The 21,258-nt window shown below is 61.3% G+C and carries 20 protein-coding genes, 1 tRNA gene and 1 pseudogene; 13 read left to right on the forward strand and 9 right to left on the reverse strand.

What is annotated here, in order from left to right:
* Window positions 1-75 precede the first annotated feature (75 nt).
* The gene (gene copD / locus BJ928_RS32395; protein WP_047635787.1) at window positions 76-960 is read right to left on the reverse strand and encodes a copper homeostasis membrane protein CopD; all 885 of its coding nucleotides are present in this window, start codon (window positions 958-960) and stop codon (window positions 76-78) included.
* Between the two features lie 418 nt (window positions 961-1,378).
* Here copD and BJ928_RS32400 point away from each other — a divergent pair, with 418 nt between their 5' ends.
* A complete protein-coding gene (locus BJ928_RS32400; RefSeq protein ID WP_052227931.1) occupies window positions 1,379-2,125 on the forward strand; it encodes a metallophosphoesterase in 747 nt (248 codons plus the stop codon).
* A gap of 7 nt (window positions 2,126-2,132) precedes the next feature.
* Here the strand turns inward: BJ928_RS32400 and BJ928_RS32405 are convergent, their stop codons facing one another.
* Both BJ928_RS32405 and BJ928_RS32410 read right to left on the reverse strand, forming a co-directional pair.
* The gene (locus tag BJ928_RS32405) at window positions 2,133-3,614 is read right to left on the reverse strand and encodes an NAD-dependent succinate-semialdehyde dehydrogenase (protein ID WP_047635785.1); all 1,482 of its coding nucleotides are present in this window, start codon (window positions 3,612-3,614) and stop codon (window positions 2,133-2,135) included.
* Window positions 3,615-3,687: 73 nt separating this feature from the next.
* The gene (locus tag BJ928_RS32410; RefSeq protein WP_047635784.1) at window positions 3,688-4,959 is read right to left on the reverse strand and encodes a 4-aminobutyrate--2-oxoglutarate transaminase; all 1,272 of its coding nucleotides are present in this window, start codon (window positions 4,957-4,959) and stop codon (window positions 3,688-3,690) included.
* 225 nt (window positions 4,960-5,184) lie between these two features.
* Between BJ928_RS32410 and BJ928_RS32415 the strand changes: the two genes are divergently transcribed.
* The 3 genes from BJ928_RS32415 (at window position 5,185) to BJ928_RS32425 (ending at window position 8,635) form a co-directional block, all read left to right on the forward strand.
* Entirely contained in the window at window positions 5,185-6,015 is an 831-nt protein-coding gene (locus BJ928_RS32415; protein ID WP_047635783.1) for a MerR family transcriptional regulator, read from the forward strand.
* Window positions 6,016-6,096: 81 nt separating this feature from the next.
* Window positions 6,097-6,723: a ribonuclease D gene (locus BJ928_RS32420; RefSeq protein WP_047635782.1), complete on the forward strand. Its 627-nt coding sequence runs from the start codon at window positions 6,097-6,099 to the stop codon at window positions 6,721-6,723.
* 238 nt (window positions 6,724-6,961) lie between these two features.
* Window positions 6,962-8,635, forward strand: coding sequence for a hypothetical protein (locus tag BJ928_RS32425; protein WP_047635781.1), 1,674 nt, complete (start codon window positions 6,962-6,964; stop codon window positions 8,633-8,635).
* Between the two features lie 104 nt (window positions 8,636-8,739).
* On the opposite strand, the gene rpsA is transcribed toward BJ928_RS32425, so the two are convergent.
* From rpsA to aroA, 4 genes and pseudogenes are all read right to left on the reverse strand, one after another.
* A complete protein-coding gene (rpsA, locus tag BJ928_RS32430; RefSeq protein ID WP_004127690.1) occupies window positions 8,740-10,443 on the reverse strand; it encodes a 30S ribosomal protein S1 in 1,704 nt (567 codons plus the stop codon).
* Between the two features lie 181 nt (window positions 10,444-10,624).
* A complete protein-coding gene (gene cmk, locus BJ928_RS32435) occupies window positions 10,625-11,257 on the reverse strand; it encodes a (d)CMP kinase (RefSeq protein WP_047635780.1) in 633 nt (210 codons plus the stop codon).
* Window positions 11,258-11,285: 28 nt separating this feature from the next.
* Window positions 11,286-11,921, reverse strand: a complete 636-nt coding sequence (locus tag BJ928_RS32440) for an FMN-binding negative transcriptional regulator (RefSeq protein WP_047635779.1) — start codon at window positions 11,919-11,921, stop codon at window positions 11,286-11,288.
* Between the two features lie 76 nt (window positions 11,922-11,997).
* Window positions 11,998-13,346: pseudogene (aroA, locus tag BJ928_RS32445) on the reverse strand (3-phosphoshikimate 1-carboxyvinyltransferase).
* Between the two features lie 274 nt (window positions 13,347-13,620).
* On the opposite strand from aroA, the gene BJ928_RS32450 reads away from it, so the two are divergent.
* The 5 genes from BJ928_RS32450 to BJ928_RS32470 all read left to right on the forward strand — a co-directional run bounded on the left by BJ928_RS32450 (window position 13,621) and on the right by BJ928_RS32470 (window position 16,471).
* Window positions 13,621-14,001, forward strand: coding sequence for a TIGR02300 family protein (locus BJ928_RS32450; protein ID WP_047635824.1), 381 nt, complete (start codon window positions 13,621-13,623; stop codon window positions 13,999-14,001).
* Between the two features lie 152 nt (window positions 14,002-14,153).
* Window positions 14,154-14,229: transfer RNA gene (locus BJ928_RS32455), tRNA-Ala, on the forward strand.
* 313 nt (window positions 14,230-14,542) lie between these two features.
* Window positions 14,543-14,782 carry a GIY-YIG nuclease family protein gene (locus BJ928_RS32460; RefSeq protein WP_047635823.1) on the forward strand — a complete coding sequence of 80 codons (240 nt, stop codon included), beginning with the start codon at window positions 14,543-14,545 and terminating at the stop codon, window positions 14,780-14,782.
* Between the two features lie 103 nt (window positions 14,783-14,885).
* A complete protein-coding gene (locus BJ928_RS32465; protein ID WP_047635778.1) occupies window positions 14,886-15,608 on the forward strand; it encodes a YoaK family protein in 723 nt (240 codons plus the stop codon).
* 71 nt (window positions 15,609-15,679) lie between these two features.
* Window positions 15,680-16,471, forward strand: coding sequence for a YdcF family protein (locus BJ928_RS32470; protein ID WP_047635777.1), 792 nt, complete (start codon window positions 15,680-15,682; stop codon window positions 16,469-16,471).
* 79 nt (window positions 16,472-16,550) lie between these two features.
* Here the strand turns inward: BJ928_RS32470 and BJ928_RS32475 are convergent, their stop codons facing one another.
* On the reverse strand, window positions 16,551-17,030 hold the full coding sequence (locus tag BJ928_RS32475; RefSeq protein WP_047635776.1) for a hypothetical protein: 480 nt from the start codon (window positions 17,028-17,030) through the stop codon (window positions 16,551-16,553).
* 138 nt (window positions 17,031-17,168) lie between these two features.
* Between BJ928_RS32475 and BJ928_RS32480 the strand changes: the two genes are divergently transcribed.
* Complete coding sequence (locus tag BJ928_RS32480; RefSeq protein ID WP_047635775.1) at window positions 17,169-17,804, forward strand: trimeric intracellular cation channel family protein; 636 nt, start codon at window positions 17,169-17,171, stop codon at window positions 17,802-17,804.
* Window positions 17,805-17,863: 59 nt separating this feature from the next.
* On the opposite strand, the gene irrA is transcribed toward BJ928_RS32480, so the two are convergent.
* Window positions 17,864-18,283 (reverse strand): iron response transcriptional regulator IrrA, encoded by a 420-nt coding sequence (gene irrA / locus BJ928_RS32485; RefSeq protein ID WP_047635774.1) that lies wholly within the window; start codon window positions 18,281-18,283, stop codon window positions 17,864-17,866.
* 297 nt (window positions 18,284-18,580) lie between these two features.
* On the opposite strand from irrA, the gene fabA reads away from it, so the two are divergent.
* The 3 genes from fabA to fabI are packed head-to-tail and all read left to right on the forward strand — an operon-like array spanning window position 18,581 to window position 21,184.
* Window positions 18,581-19,096, forward strand: coding sequence for a 3-hydroxyacyl-[acyl-carrier-protein] dehydratase FabA (gene fabA, locus BJ928_RS32490; RefSeq protein WP_047635773.1), 516 nt, complete (start codon window positions 18,581-18,583; stop codon window positions 19,094-19,096).
* A gap of 53 nt (window positions 19,097-19,149) precedes the next feature.
* On the forward strand, window positions 19,150-20,373 hold the full coding sequence (gene fabB / locus BJ928_RS32495; protein WP_047635772.1) for a beta-ketoacyl-ACP synthase I: 1,224 nt from the start codon (window positions 19,150-19,152) through the stop codon (window positions 20,371-20,373).
* A 4-nt stretch (window positions 20,374-20,377) separates the two neighbouring features.
* Complete coding sequence (fabI, locus tag BJ928_RS32500) at window positions 20,378-21,184, forward strand: enoyl-ACP reductase FabI (protein WP_047635771.1); 807 nt, start codon at window positions 20,378-20,380, stop codon at window positions 21,182-21,184.
* Window positions 21,185-21,258 lie beyond the last annotated feature (74 nt).

The raw sequence follows: 21,258 nt of genomic DNA on the forward strand, positions 1-21,258 counted from the left end.
ATCTCTGAACCGTTCCATCCCTTTATCTCCTCGCAATTCCCGACGGAAAGTCGCCGTGCGCTTTCATGAAATTGTTCAGACCGGCTCCATCATCCCGAAGAAGGCGACGAGCCCGATGACGACAATGCCGATGACGATCTCGGCGATGCTTCCGAGCCGAAGGGCCAGCAGCGCGCGGGCCGGCTTGCGGCCGATCCAGGGAACGAAGACATAGCGATTGACGATGGCCAGCACGGCCATGATGGCGACGAGCGCGATCTTGATGGCAAGCAGCATCTGATAGGGCGAAGACCAGTCGGTCGGCAGGCGCTTCAGGATCAGCAGCGTATTGATGACGCCGGAGAGAATGACGAGCGCGACTGCAACGTGTCCGGCATTGGAGAAGCGGCGCAGGGCGATCTGCGCTTCCGCCCTGTATTCCGGTCGGCCGAGAAGCCTGAGAATCGGAAGCAGCGGCACCAGCGCCCCCAGCCAGCCGCCGCCGGTCAGGACGTGCAGGATATCGTTGGCCCGATGGGCCTGCTTGAGCCAGCCTTCCAGCATCGAGGCGTGTCCGGTCAATGAAAGGGAGGCGAGCCCGAGGCCGGCACCCAGGGCCAGGCCATGGCGCCGCCAGCTCTCCGGCAGCAGCAAGGCGCCGATCATCACCAGCGCCGCCAGAGCCTGTGCCTGCCAGGCGGTACCGACAGTCGTCTCGAAAAGCACGTCGTGGACCATCCCGGCATCGAGTGCATCGCTCCATCCGTTGCCGATACTTGCGGTTGTTACCGGCAGCGCAGCCAGCATCGTCAGGACGGCAATTGCGGTAATCAGGAAGAACGATCTTGCAATCATGCGCCAGACGGCGTCGGCGAGCGTCTTTGGCACGAACATAGAAAGATAGGCACAGGCGCCCCATAGAAGCATGAGGGATGAATCATGCAGGAAGCGGCAGAGTTGGAGCGCTGTCGTTGTATCCATCAGGACTTCACGATAAATTTACAGGCAGCATGGATGTAACGTTCCAGTTTGGGGCGCTGTCGGTTTGGCCGGCAATCCGGCGGCCGCCACGCCGAAACAGCCCGGCATCGCGCTTTGCCGGGATATTGCGTATTGCCGGGTGGCGGGAGTTTCTCGCGCCAGCTTGGCTAGCGCGATATGATTGCGGATACGCACTGTCAACTTTCTCCATGCATAAAGGCGCCGTTCGGGACGCTTTGCCGCAAGGCGAGCCGGTGCCGCAGGCCTAGACCCTCTGCCGGAACCGTCACCGGCGATGATTTCCGCCTCTCTGGCAAAGAATCGTCGTTTTTGAGTCCTTTTTGCAGACACGGTTAAGGCGTTCAGGGGTGTGCGCTCGAAAGGCAGTTTCATGGCGGCATCTAGGATACGCGAAAAAATGGCCAATGGCTTCGGCCATCGTCGGCGCCGGGAGCGCCTCGAACGTCTCGACATGCCGACCTATGTCATCGGCGATGTTCATGGCCGCTACGATCTCCTAAGCGCGCTGGAACGCAAGATCGTTGCCGACGCGGCGGGGCTTCCCGGCCGCAAGCTCATCATCATGCTGGGAGACTACATCGATCGCGGCCCCGCCTCGGCGCAAGTCATCGGTCGGTTGATGGCGCCGCCACCGAACGGTTTCGATCGCATCTGCCTGACGGGGAATCATGAAATGGAGATGCTGGCCTATCTCGATGGCGGCATATCGCTGGATGACTGGGTGACGCTCGGAGGCGACGCCACGCTTGCGTCCTATGGCGCGGATATCCAGACGCTGCGTCAGCAATATCCCAGCCAGAAAAAGCTCGATACCTTCCTGCGAACCTGGCTTCCGGACGATCACATCAATTTCCTGCGCCGCTTGCCAATCCTGCTGGATACACCACAGGCCCTATTCGTTCATGCGGGCATCGATCCCGACCGATCGATTGCGGATCAGCAGGATCACGACCTCGTCTTCATCCGCTCGCATTTTTATGACAGCGCACAGCCGCTGCCGAAGCTGATCGTTCACGGTCACACGCCGATCCGGCAGGCCGAAGTCAATGGTCTCAGGCTCAATCTCGATACCGGCGCCTTTCATACTGGCCGGTTGAGCGCGGCCCGGCTATGGCGGGGCCGCGTTCACATTACGTCAACCTGATAGTCGGCTATACATTGCCGATGCAGAGATACTTCATTTCCAGATAGTCGTCGGCACCGTGGCGCGAGCCCTCGCGGCCGAGGCCGGATTGCTTGATGCCGCCGAAGGGCGCCGTCTCCGACGACATGATGCCGGTATTGATGCCGACCATGCCATATTCCAGTGCTTCCGCCACCCGCCAGACTTTCTTCAAGTCACCGGCGAAGAAATAGGCGGCAAGGCCGAATTCCGTGTCGTTCGCCTGGGCAATGACGTCCTCGACGGTTTCGAAGCGGAAGAGCGGCGCCACCGGGCCGAAGGTCTCCTCGCGCGCGACCTTCATACTCCGGTCGACGCCGGTCAGGATGGTCGGCGCGAAGAAGGTGCCGGCACCTTCGATGCGCTGGCCGCCAAGCGCAACCCTGGCGCCCTTTGCGACGGCATCCCGTACATGGTCCTCGGCCTTGGCAACGCCCTGTTCGTCGATCAGCGGGCCGACAGTCACGCCTGGCTTGAAACCGTCTCCGACCGAAAGCGCCGAGACCTTGGCCGCAAGCTTGGCTGCAAAGGCATCATAGACATTCGACTGGACATAGATGCGGTTGGCACAGACGCAGGTCTGGCCGGCATTGCGGTATTTCGAAGCCATGGCGCCTTCGACGGCGGCATCGAGGTCGGCGTCGTCGAAAACGATGAAGGGCGCGTTGCCGCCGAGTTCGAGGCTGACCTTCTTGATCTGGTCGGCGCACTGGCGCATCAGGATGCGGCCGACTTCGGTCGAGCCGGTGAAGCTGATCTTGCGCACCTTCGCATTGCCGCAAAGCTCGCGGCCGATCGCCGGGCCATCCGTGCCGACGATGACGTTGAGCACGCCGGCTGGAATGCCTGCCTCCTCGGCAAGCACGGCAAGCGCGATCGCCGTCAGCGGCGTCTGCTCCGCAGGCTTCGAGACGACCGTGCAGCCGACGGCAAGCGCCGGTGCGATCTTGCGGGCGATCATCGCGGCGGGGAAGTTCCAGGGCGTGATCGTGCCGACGACGCCGACCGGCTGCTTGATGACGACCATGCGCTTGTCGTTGGAGGGTGCGGGGATGGTTTCGCCGTAGATGCGCTTGGCCTCTTCCGCATACCATTCGACATAGGAGGCAGCGTAGAGGATCTCGCCTCTTGCTTCCGGCAGCGGCTTGCCCATTTCAGCGGTCAGGATCGCCGCCAACTCATCGGCATTGGCGACCATGAGATCGAACCATTTGCGTAAGGTTGCGGCACGCTCCTTTGCCGGGCGGGCGGCCCAGGCGGGCTGTGCGGCATAGGCTGCGTCGATGGCAGCCGTCGTCTCGGCAACTCCCATTTCGGGCAGCGACGCAAGCACTTCGCCGGTGGCGGGGTTGATGACATCAAACGTCTTCGTAGCACCACCCGCCGTCCAGGCGCCGTTGATATAGCCGGCGGCGCGCAGGAAACGCGAGGAGAAGGGAACATGCTTGGTCATGGCTGTTGTAAAGGACATGCTATGCACTCCGGCAGGTTTTCGCCCGGCAGCTTGCGCGGGCGGATAATGGGAAAATCGTCAATGGCGCGCGTCAATGGGAGGCGCTTGCGTCCAGCAGCGACGCCTCGAGAATGTCGAGCGCCTCGCTGAACACGCCGTCCTGAATGGTGATAGGCGACAGGAAGCGGATGACGTTGCCATGGACGCCGCAGGTCAAAAGGATCAGCCCCTTGTCGAGTGCGGTCAGCCGAACCTTGTTGGCAAAATCCGCACTCGGCAGCTTGGTGGTGGCATCGTTGAACTCGACAGCATTCATGAAGCCGGGGCCGCGGATGTCGGCGATCTCGGGCACTTTGTCGCGCAGCGATTCCAGTCGCTGCTTCAGGCGTGCGCCGAGTTGGTTGGCGCGGTCGCAAAGCCCCTCGTCGGCGATGACGTCGAGAACCGCATGGGCAGCGGCGATCCCAAGCGGATTGCCGCCATAGGTGCCGCCGAGGCCGCCCGGTCCTGGCGCATCCATGATTTCGGCGCGGCCGGTGACGGCGGCGAGCGGGAAGCCGCCGGCAAGGCTCTTCGCCATGGTGACGAGATCGGCCGCCACCTCATGGTGATCCATCGCAAACATCTTGCCGGTGCGCGCAAAGCCGGTCTGCACCTCGTCGGCAATCAGGAGAATGCCGTGCTGGTCGCAGATCTCGCGCAGAGCCTTCATGAAGGCCGCAGGCGCGGGGTAGAAGCCGCCTTCGCCCTGCACGGGTTCCAGAATGATGGCAGCGACGCGCTGCGGATCGACATCGGCGGCAAAGAGTTTCTTCAGCGTGGCCAGCGACTGCTCGACGCTGACGCCATGCAGCGGCACGGGGAAGGGCGCATGGAAGACATCGCCCGGCATGGGGCCGAAGCCGATCTTGTAGGGCGCGACCTTGCCAGTCAGCGCCATGCCCATGAAGGTGCGGCCGTGGAAGCCGCCGCCGAAGGCGATGATGGCGGAGCGGCCCGTGGCGGCCCGCGCGATCTTGACGGCATTTTCGACGGCTTCGGCGCCGGTCGTCACGAAGATCGTCTTCTTGGCGAAGTCGCCGGGAACGATCGCGTTCAGCCGTTCGGCCAGATGCACATAGCTCTCATAGGGCACGACCTGGTGGCAGGTATGGGTGAAACGGTCGAGCTGCTCCTTGACGGCGGCAATGACGCGGGGATGGCGGTGGCCGGTATTCACCACGGCGATGCCGGAGGCAAAATCGATATAACGATGCCCTTCCTTGTCCCAGATCTCGGAATTTTCCGCGCGATCGGCATAGATCTGCGTCGTCATTCCGACGCCGCGGGAAATCGCGGCATTCTTCCGCTCGGTCAGGGTCATGGCAGTGGCTCCCAGAAAGTCGTTTGGAATTATCTTGCAGAAGTTCTGCAAGTTATTTATGAAAACTCCTACATTTTTCCTGCAAGATTTCAAGCGAGATTTTGTGAGGGTGACAAGAATGCGTTGGGGGCTCCGTGCGAGGGCGGCGTGCGGTGTTTAAGGCGCGCTAAGTCGCTTCATCCATGCTAAACGGTTCAAAAGACAAAAGATCAGGGATATTGGCAAATGAGCAGCATCGAACCGGAGCGCTACCCTGTGCGCTACAAGGTGGCGGAAGCGGCGCGTCTTGCCGGCGTATCGGCCTCGACGCTTCGCCTGTGGGAAAGCCAGGGGCTTGTCGTTCCCTCCCGCTCTGAGACCGGACACCGTCAATACAGTGCCGAGGACGTGGCGCGGCTGAAGCGTATCTCCTGGTTTCGGGCCGAGCGCGGCCTCAATCCGGCGGCGATTCGCGAAGCGCTTGAGACGGAGGAGGGGAGTACTGCCGGCACGGAGAATGGCGAACAATCGATATTCTCCGACATCGGCCGCAGACTCCGCTCGCTGCGCCATGCCGCCGGCAAGACGCTGGAACAGGTTGCCGCCGACATGGGCATGACGTCCTCGACGCTGTCCACCCTGGAGCGAACCTCTCAAGGTGTCAGCTTCAAGACCCTTCACGACATCGCGGATTACTATGGCACGACCGTTTCGCGCTTGTCCGGCGAGGAGAGGGAGGACGTGCCCGCCCTCATCCGATCCGGCGAATGGCGCGCCTGGCCGGCAACGACGCCTGGCGTCACTGTCCAGCTTCTCGCCGAAGGGCAGACGATGATGGACTGCCATCGCTTCGTTCTCGCGCCCGGTGCCGAGAGCGAGGGCGCCTACCGTCATGAAGGCGAGGAGTTCATTCATGTTCTTGCCGGGCGACTGGAGCTGGTGCTCGACAGCGATCAGTTCTTCGATCTCCTGCCCGGCGATTCCCTTTACTTCGAGAGCCGCCGCTATCATTCCTGGCGCAACCGGCACGATGGCGAGACCATATTGCTCTGGATCAACACGCCGCCGACATTTTGAACGGCGGCGGTATGGTTCTCAGCCCGTCTGTTCTATAGAACGGACGAAAAGCGAATTCTGAAGACAGGCCGGGAGAATCTCATGGCTGCCACCATCCGTTATCACGAAGGCGATATTTCCACTGAGGATGCCGCCCGCTATACCGGCGCCATAGCCATCGACACCGAAACCCTTGGTCTCGTTCCGCGCCGCGACCGGCTTTGCCTGGTGCAGCTTTCGCCGGGCGATGGCAGCGCCGACGTCATCCGCATTGCCGCCGGTCAGAAGCAGGCGCCCAATCTCGTCGCCATGCTCGCCGACCCCACGCACCAGAAGATCTTTCATTACGGCCGTTTCGATATCGCGGTTCTCTTCCATACCTTCGGCGTCACCACGACGCCTGTTTTCTGCACCAAGATAGCGTCGCGCCTCTGCCGCACCTATACCGACCGCCACGGCCTGAAGGACAATCTCAAGGAGATGCTCGAGGTCGATATTTCCAAAGCCCAGCAATCGTCCGACTGGGCTGCGGAAAAATTGTCGCCCGCGCAGCTCGAATATGCTGCCTCTGACGTCCTTTATCTGCATGCGCTGCGCGAAAAGCTGACCGAGCGTCTCCTGCGCGACGGCCGCATGGATTATGCGGATGATTGCTTCGCTTTCCTGCCGACCCGCGCCAAGCTCGATCTTCTCGGTTGGGAAGAGGCGGATATTTTCGCGCATAGCTGAGGGTTTTGCCGCAGGAGCCAAATCGAAGGGCCGGTGTCGCGAAAATGGCGCCGGCCTTTTCATTTAGGGATCTGTTAAGGACTAGACTGTTATTTTGCGGATGATTTCCAGTTGCGCGCATTCGTGCCTCGCCACGTCGGCCATCCGGCGCTAGGAAATCCACCGGCCGCATGAGCGGACCTGGATTGAACCTGCCCTCCCGCTTCCATCGTCGCCTTGCCAGACAAAGGAGCATGTCATGTTGCTTCCCGTTGGTGCCGTGTCCGCTGTGGGTGTGTCCATAGATAAGCCGATTGCCGCAACCGCTGAAACCTCCGGGCTTCAGACGACGGCAACGCCGATTGCCGTTCTGTCCAGCGCCGTCAACACCAGTGTCGAAGGCAAACTGAACATGCTGCTGGTTGCAGCCCGCGAGCGCATGCTGGACAGCCTGCTCTCCGCCATCGATGCCGCCAGCAAGGCAGTGAATGTCTCCCGCGAACCGGGCGAGAGCAATACCGCCTATGCGCAGCGTGTCGCCGCCGCAATCCGCAGCCTGCCGCCGCCGCAGCTTGCCGCCGCGCAGCAGCAGATGGATGCGCAGATGACGACGCGGGTGCCGTTGCCGCTTCTCGCTGCGGCATTGGAGAATCCGGAAAGCCCTCAGGCGATTCAGCTCGCTCTCAGTCTTGAGCAGGCGTCGGCTGGCGAGCCGGATGCTGCGCTGAAGGCGGTTGTCAATTCCTATGGACAGAATGCCGGCAATTTGGAAACGCCGGCCCGGCAGGCGTCGGCGTCGGCCACGCTGCAAAAAGCTGCCGATATGGCCGCGCTGGCAACGACACTTGCCGCTGCCGCAGAGGAGCCGGCGCCCGCCATGCCCGCGCCCGCGACGACCACGCCAGCGACGGCTCAGCCCGCTGCACAACCCACGCCCGCAGGACAGCAGACCCCGCAGCCGGGGATGCCCGCTCAACCCGCGTCGGCTGCCGGCCAGACAACCCAAGCGCAGACAGCCGCACAAAACGGAACCGCCGTACCCCCGCAAGCCGCGTCTGCCGGCAACGTTGCCGCCGTGGCCTCCCCGGTTTCGCCTTCCGTGCTCGCGTCTCTCGTCGATGATCTGACTGCGGGTGTGCTGCTGACGGCGATCGCCGCCGAAGCCAAACTCCCGACCGAGGTCGCATTGATCCGGTCGCCATTGACGCCGCCGCCCGTGCCGCGGGATATCCAGCAGATCGAAGCCGATATCAAACAGGGCCTGCAGATTGTCATCAGCCCGCCCATCATGGCGACCGATGCCGATCTTCTTCAGATTATCAACAATCCCTCTTCCTCTGTTGAGAAGATCATCGCGCAGGCACTGACCGGCAATGCGGCGACGCAGGCCCAATCCGCAACGCCGCCGACCGTCAATGAAGGCCCCAAGAGCGTGGTTCCGGCAACGGCCATGCCGGTGACATTGATGGAGGAACCTGAAGCGCCCGTCGCCGCTGCGCTCTCTGCCGGCAAGACACCGCCGCAAATGTCGTCTGCGGCGCCGATGGCGATGTATGAGGCTGCGGAGCAGGCGGGAATGTCGGCGCCTCTGCCGCTCGGCGTTCCCTTCGTCGTCGCGAACTATCTGCCGGCCGATGCGCCCGTCAAAAATGACAAATCGAAGCTGCTCGATCGAGTCGATCCCGTTGGCGATGAGGAGGGCGGGCAAGCTCAGGACGAAGAGACCCCGCAGGATCAGGATGAGAACGAAGCGCATGCCGAAGAGCGGCCAGCACAGGCGATAGAAGAGGCATCCGACGAAGCCGAGGAAGGATTGGCCTCACGGCGGGGCGATAGCATCAAGCCGGAACTCGCTGCCTTGCCGCAGCCTCTGCGTGATCCCCTGCACGATCACGCCTTCGATTTCTATCGGCGCATGGTGGCCTGGGAATAGGCGGCCTCGCAACGGATGGGCGGCAGGATCGCTGCAATACAAACATAAGAAAAACCCGCCGGAGCGATCCGGCGGGTCTTTTGTTTCCAGGCTTCTACCGAAGATTATTCGGCGTTGCGGTTCTTCAGAGCCGCACCCAGGATGTCGCCGAGCGAAGCGCCCGAGTCGGACGAACCGAACTGAGCAACGGCTTCCTTCTCTTCTGCGATTTCCAGAGCCTTGATCGACAGCATGATCTTGCGGTCCTTCTTGGAGAAGTTGGTGACGCGAGCGTCGACAACCTGACCAACCGAGAAACGCTCCGGACGCTGTTCGTCACGGTCACGCGACAGATCGGCGCGGCGGATGAACGAGGTGATGTCTTCGTGGTTGACGAGCTTCACTTCGATGCCGCCGTCGTTGACTGCGATGACTTCGCAGGAAACGACTGCATTCTTGCGCAGGTCGCCGGAAGCTGCTGCTTCGCCGACTGCGTCTTTGCCGAGCTGCTTGATGCCGAGCGAGATGCGTTCCTTCTCGACGTCGACGTCGAGAACGACAGCCTTGACGACGTCACCCTTGTTGTACTCTTCGATGACCTGCTCGCCCGGACGGTTCCAGTCGAGGTCGGAGAGGTGAACCATGCCGTCCACATCGCCGTCGAGGCCGATGAACAGGCCGAACTCGGTCTTGTTCTTGACTTCGCCTTCGACTTCGGTGCCAGCCGGATGGTTGCGGGCGAATGCTGCCCACGGGTTTTCGAGAGTCTGCTTCAGGCCGAGCGAGATACGACGCTTGGTCGGATCGACTTCGAGAACGACGACTTCGACTTCCTGGCTCGTGGACAGGATCTTGCCGGGGTGAACGTTCTTCTTGGTCCAGGACATTTCCGAGATGTGGATCAGGCCTTCGATGCCCGGCTCCAGCTCGACGAACGCACCGTAGTCGGTGATGTTCGTAACGGTACCGGAAATCTTTTTGCCTTCCGGATACTTGGCCTGGATGCCATCCCACGGATCGCTCTCGAGCTGCTTCATGCCGAGCGAGATACGGTGGGTTTCCTGGTTGATGCGGATGATCTGTACCTTGACCTGCTGGCCGATGGACAGGATTTCCGACGGATGGTTCACACGGCGCCATGCCATGTCCGTGACGTGCAGCAGGCCGTCGATGCCGCCGAGGTCAACGAACGCACCGTAATCGGTGATGTTCTTGACGACGCCGTCAACAACCTGGCCTTCTTCGAGGTTCTGAACGATTTCAGAACGCTGCTCGGCACGGGACTCTTCGAGAACCGTACGACGCGAAACGACGATGTTGCCGCGGCGCTTGTCCATCTTGAGGATTTCGAAGGGCTGCGGGTTGTGCATCAGCGGGGTAACGTCGCGGATCGGACGGATGTCGACCTGCGAACGCGGCAGGAAGGCGATAGCGCCGTCGAGATCGACGGTGAAGCCACCCTTGACCTGGTTGAAGATGACGCCTTCAACGCGCTCGCCAGCTTCGAACTTGGCTTCGAGCTTGATCCAGCTTTCCTCGCGGCGAGCCTTTTCGCGCGACAGAACGGCTTCGCCGAGTGCGTTTTCGATGCGCTCGACGTAGACTTCGACTTCATCGCCAACCTTGAGCGTGCCGTCCTTGGCGCGTGCACCGAATTCCTTCAGCGCGATGCGGCCTTCGACCTTGAGACCGACGTCGACAACGGCAACGTCCTTCTCGATGGCAGTGACGATACCCTTGGTGACATAGCCTTCAGCCAGGTCGTTCTTGGCAAAGGATTCTTCGAGAAGAGCTGCGAAATCTTCGCGAGAGGGGGAAGTTACAGACATAAAATCTCCTGGCGTGTCCCGATCATGCGATCTGGACACTGACGCGCCGGTGGTTCGCGTTAAACGGGCCTGACCCCAGTCCGCCTCCCTTTCGGGAAACTATCCGGCGCTTGGACGGAATGTCAGGCTATTTTGAAATCGGCGGTTTCCGGCGCGGGGCGCGCGAAAGCCGCTCATATTTTCAGGCATTTCGGCTCAGAGCGGCATCGACGATCGATTTAGCCTTCTGAAACGCCGCTTCTATACTCATTTCTGAGGTATCTAGCAAGTATGCGTCTTCAGCTGGTTTCAAAGGGCTGTCGGTGCGGCCCATGTCGCGCTCGTCGCGCCGTTTTACATCCTCGAAAATGGCGTCGTAATCGGCGCTGCCGCCGGCTTCGATGATTTCATCGTAACGCCGCTTCGCCCGGACCTCGGCCGAGGCCGTCACGTAGAATTTCACCGGTGCTTCCGGGCAGACGACGGTGCCGATATCACGACCGTCAAGCACTGCGCCCGGCTCCCTGCGCGCGAATTCTTGCTGCATTTCGCGCAATGCCGAGCGCACGGACGGCATGACGGCGATTTTCGATGCGGCTTCGCCGATTTCATGCCGGGACAGAACGGTCCTGTCGAGCCCGGCCAGATCGACCTTGCGCGCCATCGCTTCGGCGATGGCTTCGTTGTCGAGCGGCAATCCGGCATCGAGCAGGGCTTTCGCGGTAGCGCGGTAGGTGAGGCCGGTATCGAGATGATGATAGCCATAGGTTTCGGCGATCCGGCGTGCCAGAGTTCCCTTGCCGGCAGCCGCTGGTCCGTCGATGGCGATGATCATGTCTTGTCTGTCCCTGCCCGGTCTTTCGTTATTTGCTGTAGCGACGCACCAGATCGGCCATTTCCGCTGCCTCCGTGCGATCGATCGCCGAAAGGCCTTCGGCGACGCCCTGTCGGTCAGCCAGCGGCCGGTTCTGGCTTACCTTCCATTTGCCGTCAATCGTCTCGATGTCGATTTCGATGCCGATGATGCCTTTCATCTGGGCGGCGATGAATTCCGGCGGTGCATCCTCTACTGTCCAGGGCTGCGCGCGGTCGCTCTCGTTTTCGCCCGTCAGCGCGCCGATCTGCGTGCGGAGCCATAAAGGGTCCTCGATGGTCCGGGCCGGGCCGCGCACCTGCACGATCGCATAGTTCCAGGTCGGCACCACCTTGCCGGTTTCCCGCTTCGTCGCATACCAGGAGGGCGTGATGTAGGTATCGGCGCCCTGGAAGACGACGAGAACAGGCGCACCGGCCGCAATTTCCTTCCACTGGCCGTTTGCCCTCGCCAGATGGGCCTGCAGCGTACCCTTCGGCGACAGTTCCGTATTCAAATGAAACGGCAGGGCATTGGCGATCAGCCCGCCATCACCAGCCGTAATGAGCAGTCCCAGCGGATGGGCGCGGATCAGCTGGTGCTGCGTGGCAAGATCGTCTTCGCGATGATGGGGAGGCTGATACATGGCTTCGATCCGTTTGCTGCGCCATTTCCAGGAATCCCCGCAAGGCAAGGCTCCGAATGGCCAATGGCGCGGTCTATCAGTCTCTGGCTTCGATCGTCGCGCCCAATCTTGTCATCATAGCAAAAAATTCCGGAAAACTGGTGGCGATCATGGCGGAATCGTCGACCGTGACAGGGTGCTCGCTGGCAAGCCCCATGACAAGGAAACTCATGGCGATGCGGTGATCGAGGTGGGTCTTGACCTCCCCGCCGCCGGCATTGCCCAGACCCTTGCCGTCCGGCCTACCGCGGACCGCCAGCGTATCCTGGCCCTCTGCGCAGTCGACGCCGTTGAGCTTCAATCCCTCGGCGACGGCGGAGAGCCTGTCGGATTCCTTCACCCGCAGCTCCTCCAGCCGACGGTCGTACCTTCGGCAAGGGCGGCGGCGACCGCGAGCACGGGATATTCGTCGATCATCGACGGCGCGCGCTCGGCCGGCACGGTCACGCCTTTCAGCGTCGAGGACCGCACATGTAAATCCGCGACATCCTCGCCGCCCGTGACGCGCCGGTCGAGGATCTCGATATCCGCGCCCATTTCCTGCAGCGTCAGGATCAGGCCGGTGCGCGTCGGGTTCATCAGCACGTTGCGGATGGTGATGTCGGAGCCGGGCACGATCAGGGCCGCCACAATCGGGAAGGCGGCGGACGAGGGGTCGCCCGGAACGTCGATCATCTGGCCTGTGAGCTTGCCTTGACCCTCGAGGCGGATGGTGCGAGCGCCCGCGGCATCGGTCTCGACTGAAAGTGCCGCGCCGAAGCCGGCGAGCATTCTTTCCGTGTGATCGCGCGTTATGACGGGTTCGATGACCGTCGTTATGCCGGGCGCGTTAAGACCGGCGAGCAGCACCGCAGACTTGACCTGCGCCGAGGCCATCGGCACGCGATAGGTGAGCGGGCTTGCCACATGAGGTCCATGCAGCGTGACGGGCAGCCGGTCGCCATCGGCGGCGCGGACCTGCGTTCCCATCCGGCGCAGCGGATCGAGGATGCGCCCCATCGGCCGCTTCGAAAGCGAGCCGTCGCCGATGAGCGTAGTTTCGAAAGCGTAGGAGCCGACCAGGCCCATGGTCAGGCGGGAGCCCGTGCCGGCATTGCCGAAGTCGAGCGGTGCCGCAGGCGCCAGCAGCGCGCCATTGCCGGTGCCGCTGACGATCCATGCGTCGCCATCCCTGCGGATCGCAGCGCCCAGGGCCTGCATGGCTTTGCCTGTATTCAGCACATCCTCGCCTTCGAGCAGGCCCGTGATGCGGGTCTCGCCCGCAGCAAGGCCGCCGAACATCAGGGAACGATGGGAGATGGATTTGTCGCCGGGAATGCGGATCGTGCCGGAAAGGCCGGCCGAGCGGTGTGCCACGGCTGGTTTGGGAAAAGCAGTGTGCGGCATGGGCAATATCCTTTGCGATGCCGGTATTTCCGCCGCATTCTGTGCTGGCTGCTCTCGTCCTTGGCCAGATGTTCTGCGGTTCACACGGGCTGGTTAGCACAGGCCCGCTGCCCAGTCATCCCGCAACGCGCGAAAACCGGGTGCAAAGCGGCATGAAGTTTAGCTTTGACAGATACGGCCGCAACGATTAAGGGGACCGGCTGATATTTCCCTTAAAACGCCGGCTTCCCCGGCATTGCCGAATTTTCATTCGGCCATTCATGAGGCTTTGACAGTGGCGAAAGCGGAACTTGGAACAAAACGTACCGACCCCGATACCGGCAAGAAGTTCTATGACTTGAACCGGGACCCGGTGGTCTCGCCCTATACCGGCAAGTCCTGGCCCTTGTCCTTCTTCGAGGAAACCTCCGCTTCCAAGGAAGCTCCGGAAGAAGACGAAGTGGCTGAAGTCGATACCGAGAACACGGAAGTCGAACTGGTCTCGCTCGAGGATGCCGATGACGCTGCAAGCGGCGACGACATTCCGGACATGGGCGATGACGATGTCGAAATCGGCGACGATGACGACGACACCTTCCTCGAAGCCGATGAAGATGAAGATGATGACGACATGAGCGACATCATCGGCGTCACCGGCGACGAAGACGACGTCTGATCTGAAAGACAATCGGCTCGGGAACCAAGAAAATTTTCCCGGGCCGAATTTTTCGGCTTGCTATCTGTGAAAACCACAAGTAATAAGCCGCCACCCCGACGGGCGAAGCGCTCGGAAGGGACCCAGGGCCGGTAAAACGGCACCATCTTGATGGGGCTATAGCTCAGCTGGGAGAGCGCTTGCATGGCATGCAAGAGGTCAGCGGTTCGATCCCGCTTAGCTCCACCAGCCTTCGCTCTCCGAGCTTCGGTTCGGCAAGCCAGCAGACGAAGGCTGTCCCGCTGAAGTTGCGTAGCAACGAAAGCGGACTTTCTCTACTCGGTACAGATTAATCTTTCACGATCTCGCTTTTGTGTGCGGACTATTTGATCGAGCTTCCGCTTGGCAGGCGCTAAGGCCGGATGAGCTGAAGACTGTTCCGCAGTGATGGAAACGGACCTCTCCGAATCCCCGTCGGCAATTTCGTCTCGAAGTCATTGCTTGTACAGCTGGAAATAGCGCTCTGGTTGTGCTTTTGCGGCCGTACGCTATCATCTTGTGTATGAAATATGTTTATATCCTTCAAAGCTGTGAGTTTCCTGATCGTCACTATGTTGGTGTGACTGGAGATCTAAAAGCCCGCCTGGCGAAGCACAATGCCGGAGAAGTGCCTCACACATCGAAATATGCGCCGTGGTTGGTCAAAACCTACATCGGCTTTTCCGATGAGGCGCAGGCACAAGCGTTCGAAAAATATCTCAAATCCGGATCAGGACGCGCCTTTGCCAAGAAGAGATTATAAGCGCGCTTCGGCAAGATTCTTTGTGTCGAGCGAACGCCGCATCCTCCGCACCCCCAACTCCGTGCTAGCCTCCCATCCTCCTTAACCACACCCCGAATCGCCCATGACCAGACAGCGCCGCCGTCGTCTCATCAGAACCCGCCGCACCGTGACGGGGCTTTCGCTTGTTGCCTCGATCGCCTTTCTGGCCGGGATGACCGATGCCGTCGGGCTGATGCTGACGGGGAATTTCGTGTCCTTCATGACGGGCAATACGACGCGGGCGGCGATTGCTTTGGGAACGGGGGATTTCGGTCATGCGGCGGTGCTGTTTTCCGCCATTCTGACCTTCATTGCCGGCAATGCGCTTGGGATCGTCGTTGCCCATGCGGCGGATCGGCGGGCTTTCGTGGTGCTTGCCTGCGTCAGCATCCTTCTCGCGATGGCCGCCGGCTTTGGCGAGCCGTCGCTGGTTCTCGTGCAGTTCTATCTCGTCGTGCTCGCAATGGGGATGGTCAATGCCACGGTCGAGCATATCGAAGGCTTGCCGATCGGCCTGACCTATGTGACCGGCGCGCTCTCGCGCTTCGGTCGCGGCATCGGCCGCTTTCTGCTGGGCGATCGGGATTTTGCCTGGCGGGTGCAGATCGTACCTTGGAGCGGCATGATATCGGGCGCCATCATTGGCGCGCTTCTCGCCAATAGTCTCGGCGCCCGGGCGCTCTGGCTGGTTTCGATGGTCGCGCTCGCGCTGGCGTTATCGACGCTTTTCATTCCGCGCCGGCTGCAGCGCCGTTTCAACCAGCGGCTGATAATGGCGGCTCCCGCAGCGCCACGGGCGAAATAGCCACATTGCAGCGCACAAAATCTGCTAGGGAGGAAGTCGAATCGTTTTGCCGACAAGCGTAAGGATATGCCGTGTTCGTTTTTTCGAAACTTGTCTGGATCTTTGGTCAGCCGCTGTCGCTGGCCTTTCTCTTCGTCCTTCTGGCCTTTATCGCCGTTCTCTTGCGCTGGCGTGCCACCGCAATTGTCTCCTCGCTGCTGTCGGTGCTGATCCTGTTCGTCTCGCTCTATACGACGGCCGGCGCTTATGTCGTTCAGGGGCTGGAAGAGCGCTTTCCGCATCCCGCTGCCGATCCGGCCGATCTGAAGTGCATGATCGTGCTTGGCGGCGCGACGCAGAACGAGGTGACGACGGCGCGTGGCGGCTACGAGCTCGATTCGGCCGGCGACCGCCTCATCGAGGCACTGCGCCTGGCGCAAAGATACCCGCAGGCGCGCATCGTGATTTCGGGCGGTGATGGCTCGATCGGCGGGACGTATGAGGGCGATGCCGTCATTTCCGAGCGTTTCTTCACCGCGCTCGGCATCCCGACAAGCCGCATGGTCGAGGACAAGACCTCGCGCACTACCTTCGAGAATGCGGTCAACACCAAGGAGCTGCTCGCCCAGAACGGGCTTTCGGATTGCCTTTTGATTACCTCCGGCTTCCATATGCCGCGCTCGATGGGCATCTTCCGCAAGCAGGGCATTCCCGTCGTGCCGTGGCCGGTCGATTATCGCAGCACCGGCAAGGAAAGGCTCGGCTTCGATTTCACCCAGCCCTCGCGCAATGCGCAGCTGCTGGCGACGGGCCTGCGCGAATGGGTCGGCCTCGTCGGCTATTATTTCGTAGGTCGCACTTCGGCGCTTTATCCCGGACCGTGACGACGTGTCCCGGACCGTGACGACGTGTCCCGGACCGTAGCCACGTGTCCGGGCCGCAAGACGGTCCGCGCTGTAAATCCTATTTCTGGGAAATGGTGACGAACTTGGTGCCGCGGACCCGGACCGTGATTTCGCAGACGGCCTCGCCTTCCTTGCGGTCGCAGAAACGCGGATGCATCTTCATGACCAGCACCATGTTGCCGAAGCGCTGTATGAAATCATAGCCATAGATCTGCGCCGTGGCGATCAGCAGGTAGCCGCCCTCGGCCACCTGGACGTAGAAATTGTAAGGGCAACCCTCGTCGGTGCAGTAGGCCTGCTTTTCGCCCTTGCAGGTGATCTCGCCCTCGTTGATGACGATATCCATCAGCTTGTCGTTGTTGATGTCCTGCTGGGTGGCGAAATGATCGCCGAAGCTCACCTGGCCGTCGCAGCTCTTGGTGAAGTGATCCTTCTCGTAGGCCACGGGGTCCTGCAGGATCGATTGCTGCGCCTCGGCCACGACGGGCATGATCACGAGTGCGACGAGGTTGAGGATTACGATCAGCAGGGATTTCACGGGGGATTCCTTTCGAAGCGCCGTCGCGGCCGCGACAACAGCCGCAACCGCTGCGGCATCTTTGCATGTGCCTGCTTGCGCGGCCCTTGCCGTCGTGATTCATTTCGGAAAATCGCGGGCGTTCCGCTGGAGTTTTCGATGTCGCTTCTCTCGTTTCTTGATTATGTCGGCGTCGCCCTTTTTGCCGCAACCGGCGCGCTCGCGGCCTCGCGCAAGCAGCTCGACCTGATCGGCTTCATGTTCCTGGCGGCGGTTACCGGCATCGGCGGCGGCACGTTGCGTGATATCGTCCTTGGCCGGGTGCCGGTCTTCTGGGTGCTGAACCCGACCTATATCATCATCTGCGCGGTGGTCGGGGTGCTGTTCTTCTTCACCGCCCACCTGTTCGAATCGCGCTACCGGCTGCTTCTCTGGCTCGATGCCGTCGGCCTATCGGCCTATTGCGTGATGGGCGCGGCCAAGGGCATGGCGGCGACGGGCTCTCCCACCGTCGCGATCGTCACCGGCGCGCTGACGGCGACCTTCGGCGGCATCCTGCGCGATCTCTTGGCGAATGAACCCTCGGTTCTGCTGCGGCCGGAGATCTACGTGACGGCCGCCCTCGTCGGTGCTGGTGTCTTCACCGCCGCCAACGCGACGATGCTGCCGCTCTATGCGTCGGCCGGGCTAGGAGTTGCCGCGGCTTTCGCCGTGCGCGGCGGCGCGCTCTGGTTCGGCTGGACCTTCCCGACCTACCACCATAAGCCGGGCCGGCATCCGGACGATGTGATGTAATTCGCGAATAATGGGCGGCTTTGTTGGGAGCCGTGAGACAGTCCAGCCGTCGTTGTCTTTTACCGCTGCTTGCGGCGCAAGCGGATCACCACGTCGACATGGGCGATTTCCATGCCTTTCGGCGGCTCCGGCAGGTTGCCGATCGTCAGGTTGCTGATCGGAATATCCAGCACCTCGTTATGCCCTTCCACGAAGAAGTGATGGTGATCGGAGACGTTGGTGTCGAAATAGGTCTTGGCGCTCTCGACGGCGAGCACCCGGATCAGGCCGGCTTCGGTGAACTGATGCAGCGTATTATAGACCGTGGCCAGGGAGACGGGCACGCCGGCGGCAACGGCTTCCTCGTGAAGCTCTTCCACGGTCAGATGGCGGTTTCCCTTGGCGAAAAGAAGATCCCCCAGCGCGATCCGCTGCCTGGTCGGCCTGAGGCCTACGTTGCGCAGCCTGCTCTCGATCGCGATTTCGGCTTCTTCCGCCATTCAGGGACTCCGGATTCCTGATCTCTATAATTCTTTACTAAGCCATATAACTTTTGCCTTGATTGCTTTCAATAGTTTCAATGGGGTGGGAAGGTGCTCAAAAGCCGGAAAAATCGGGCTTTTGCCGCATTTGGCACTGGTAGCGGCTCTGGCGTTCCTGTATGCGACCACCACATAAGGGCTAGTGCGTTCGATCGGATAGGCGAATGAGAGTGTGATGGTTGCGCTTCATTTTCTGTCGATCTTGCACTAAAGCTTCACATCCATCGGCATTCATGCGGGGGAAACGGAATTTTTATGACGACGAGACAATCCAGCTTCAATTACGAGGAAATTCTGTCCTGCGGCCGCGGCGAGCTGTTCGGCCCGGGCAATGCACAGCTTCCCTTGCCGCCGATGCTGATGGTCCACCGCATTACTGAAATTTCCGAGACCGGCGGTGCCTTCGACAAGGGCTTCATCCGCGCCGAATATGACGTGCGTCCCGACGATTGGTATTTCCCGTGCCATTTTGCCGGCAATCCGATCATGCCGGGCTGCCTCGGCCTCGACGGCATGTGGCAGTTGACCGGCTTCTTCCTCGGCTGGCTCGGCGAGCCCGGTCGCGGCATGGCGCTTTCCACGGGCGAAGTGAAGTTCAAGGGCATGGTTCGCCCGGATACGAAGCTTCTCGAATATGGCATCGACTTCAAGCGCGTCATGCGCGGCCGTCTCGTCCTCGGCACCGCCGATGGCTGGCTGAAGGCCGATGGCGAAACCATCTATCAGGCGACGGACCTGCGTGTGGGCCTGTCGAAAGACAAGGTCGCCTGAACCGCGGCGCCGCCGCCTCCACAAAGACAGATGTTTTAGAAAAGGTCATCGACATGAGACGGGTAGTAGTTACGGGTCTGGGTATTGTCTCTTCGATTGGAAACAACGCTCAAGAAGTGACCGCCTCGCTGCGCGACGCCAAATCCGGCATTTCCTTCTCCCCCGATTTCGCCGAGCACGGCTTCAAGTGCCAGGTTTGGGGCGCGCCGAACATCGACACGACCGAACTGGTGGATCGCCGCGCCATGCGCTTCCTGTCGCAGGGCGGCGCCTGGAACCATGTGGCCATGAAGCAGGCGATCGCCGATAGCGGGCTTGAGGAAGGTGACATCACCAACGAGCGCACCGGCATCATCATGGGTTCCGGCGGCCCGTCGACCCGCACGCTGATCGAGGCGGCCGACATCACCCGCAAGAACAACAGCCCGAAGCGCATCGGCCCGTTTGCCGTGCCGAAGTCGATGTCGTCGACCGCCTCGGCAACGTTGGCTACCTGGTTCAAGATCCACGGCGTCAACTACTCCATCTCGTCCGCCTGCTCGACCTCGGCGCACTGCATCGGCAATGCCGCCGAAATGATCCAGTGGGGCAAGCAGGATGTGATGTTCGCCGGCGGCCACGAGGACCTCGACTGGACCATGTCGAACCTCTTCGACGCCATGGGCGCCATGTCCTCCGATTTCAACGAGAATCATCCGGAAACCGCTTCACGTGCCTATGACGCCAAGCGTGACGGTTTCGTCATCGCCGGCGGTGCCGGCGTGCTGGTTCTGGAAGAGCTTGAGCATGCCAAGGCACGCGGCGCCAAGATCTATGCCGAAATCGTCGGCTACGGCGCCACCTCGGACGGTTATGACATGGTCGCGCCGTCGGGCGAGGGTGCCGCGCGCTGCATGCGCCAGGCGCTCGCCACCGTGAAGGGCGATATCGACTACATCAATACCCACGGCACCTCGACGCCGGTGGGCGACAGCAAGGAAATCGGCGCGATCCGCGAAGTCTTTGGCGACAAGATCCCGCCGATCCAGTCGACCAAGTCGCTGACGGGCCATTCGCTCGGCGCAGCAGGCGTTCAGGAATCGATCTATTCGATCCTGATGATGCAGGAGCGTTTCATCGGGGAAAGCGCTCATATCACCGAACTCGATCCGGAATTCGAAGGCGTGCCGATCGTGCGCAAGCGCATCGACGATGCCAAGATCGACATCGCTCTTTCGAATTCTTTCGGCTTCGGCGGCACCAACGCCACGCTCGTATTCCAGCGCTACAACGGATAAGGCAATGACCGGAATCATGCAGGGTAAGCGCGGCCTCATCATGGGCGTCGCAAACAATCACTCGATTGCCTGGGGCATTTCAAAGGCGCTCGCGGCCGAAGGCGCCGAACTGGCTTTTACATTTCAGGGCGAAGCACTCGGCAAGCGCGTCAAGCCGCTCGCAGCCGAAGTCGGTTCGGATTTCCTGCTGCCTTGCGACGTCGAGGATCTGGCTTCGGTCGATTCCGTCTTCGACGCCATCAAGGAGCGCTGGGGCAAGCTGGACTTCATCGTCCACGCCATCGGCTTTTCCGACAAGAACGAGCTGAAGGGGCTCTATGCCAACACCACGCGGGAGAATTTCACCCGCACCATGGTGATATCCTGCTTCTCCTTCACCGAGATTGCCAAGCGCGCCGCCGACCTGATGACCGAAGGCGGCAGCATGCTGACGCTGACCTATAACGGCTCGACGCGCGTGATCCCGAACTACAACGTCATGGGCGTCGCCAAGGCCGCGCTCGAGGCGTCCGTTCGCTATCTCGCCGCCGATTACGGCCCGCGCGGCATTCGCGTCAACGCCGTCTCCGCCGGCCCGATCCGCACGCTGGCCGGCGCCGGCATTTCCGACGCCCGCGCCATCCTGTCGTGGAACCAGCGCAACGCGCCGCTGCGCAAGTCCGTCACGATCGACCAGGTCGGCTCGTCGTCGCTCTACCTCCTGTCGGATCTTTCGGCAGGCGTGACCGGCGAAATCCACTTCGTCGATGCCGGCTACAACATCACCTCGATGCCGACGCTGGAAACACTGTCGAGCGCGGATGCGGAATAAGCGCTGCGATTTGAATTATCCTTCCGGTCTTTGACCGGGAGGATCGAATTTCCGGATATCCTCCAAAGGATTCC

This window comes from Rhizobium sp. WW_1, assembly GCF_003610155.1.
Taxonomy (GTDB): domain Bacteria; phylum Pseudomonadota; class Alphaproteobacteria; order Rhizobiales; family Rhizobiaceae; genus Rhizobium; species Rhizobium tropici_A.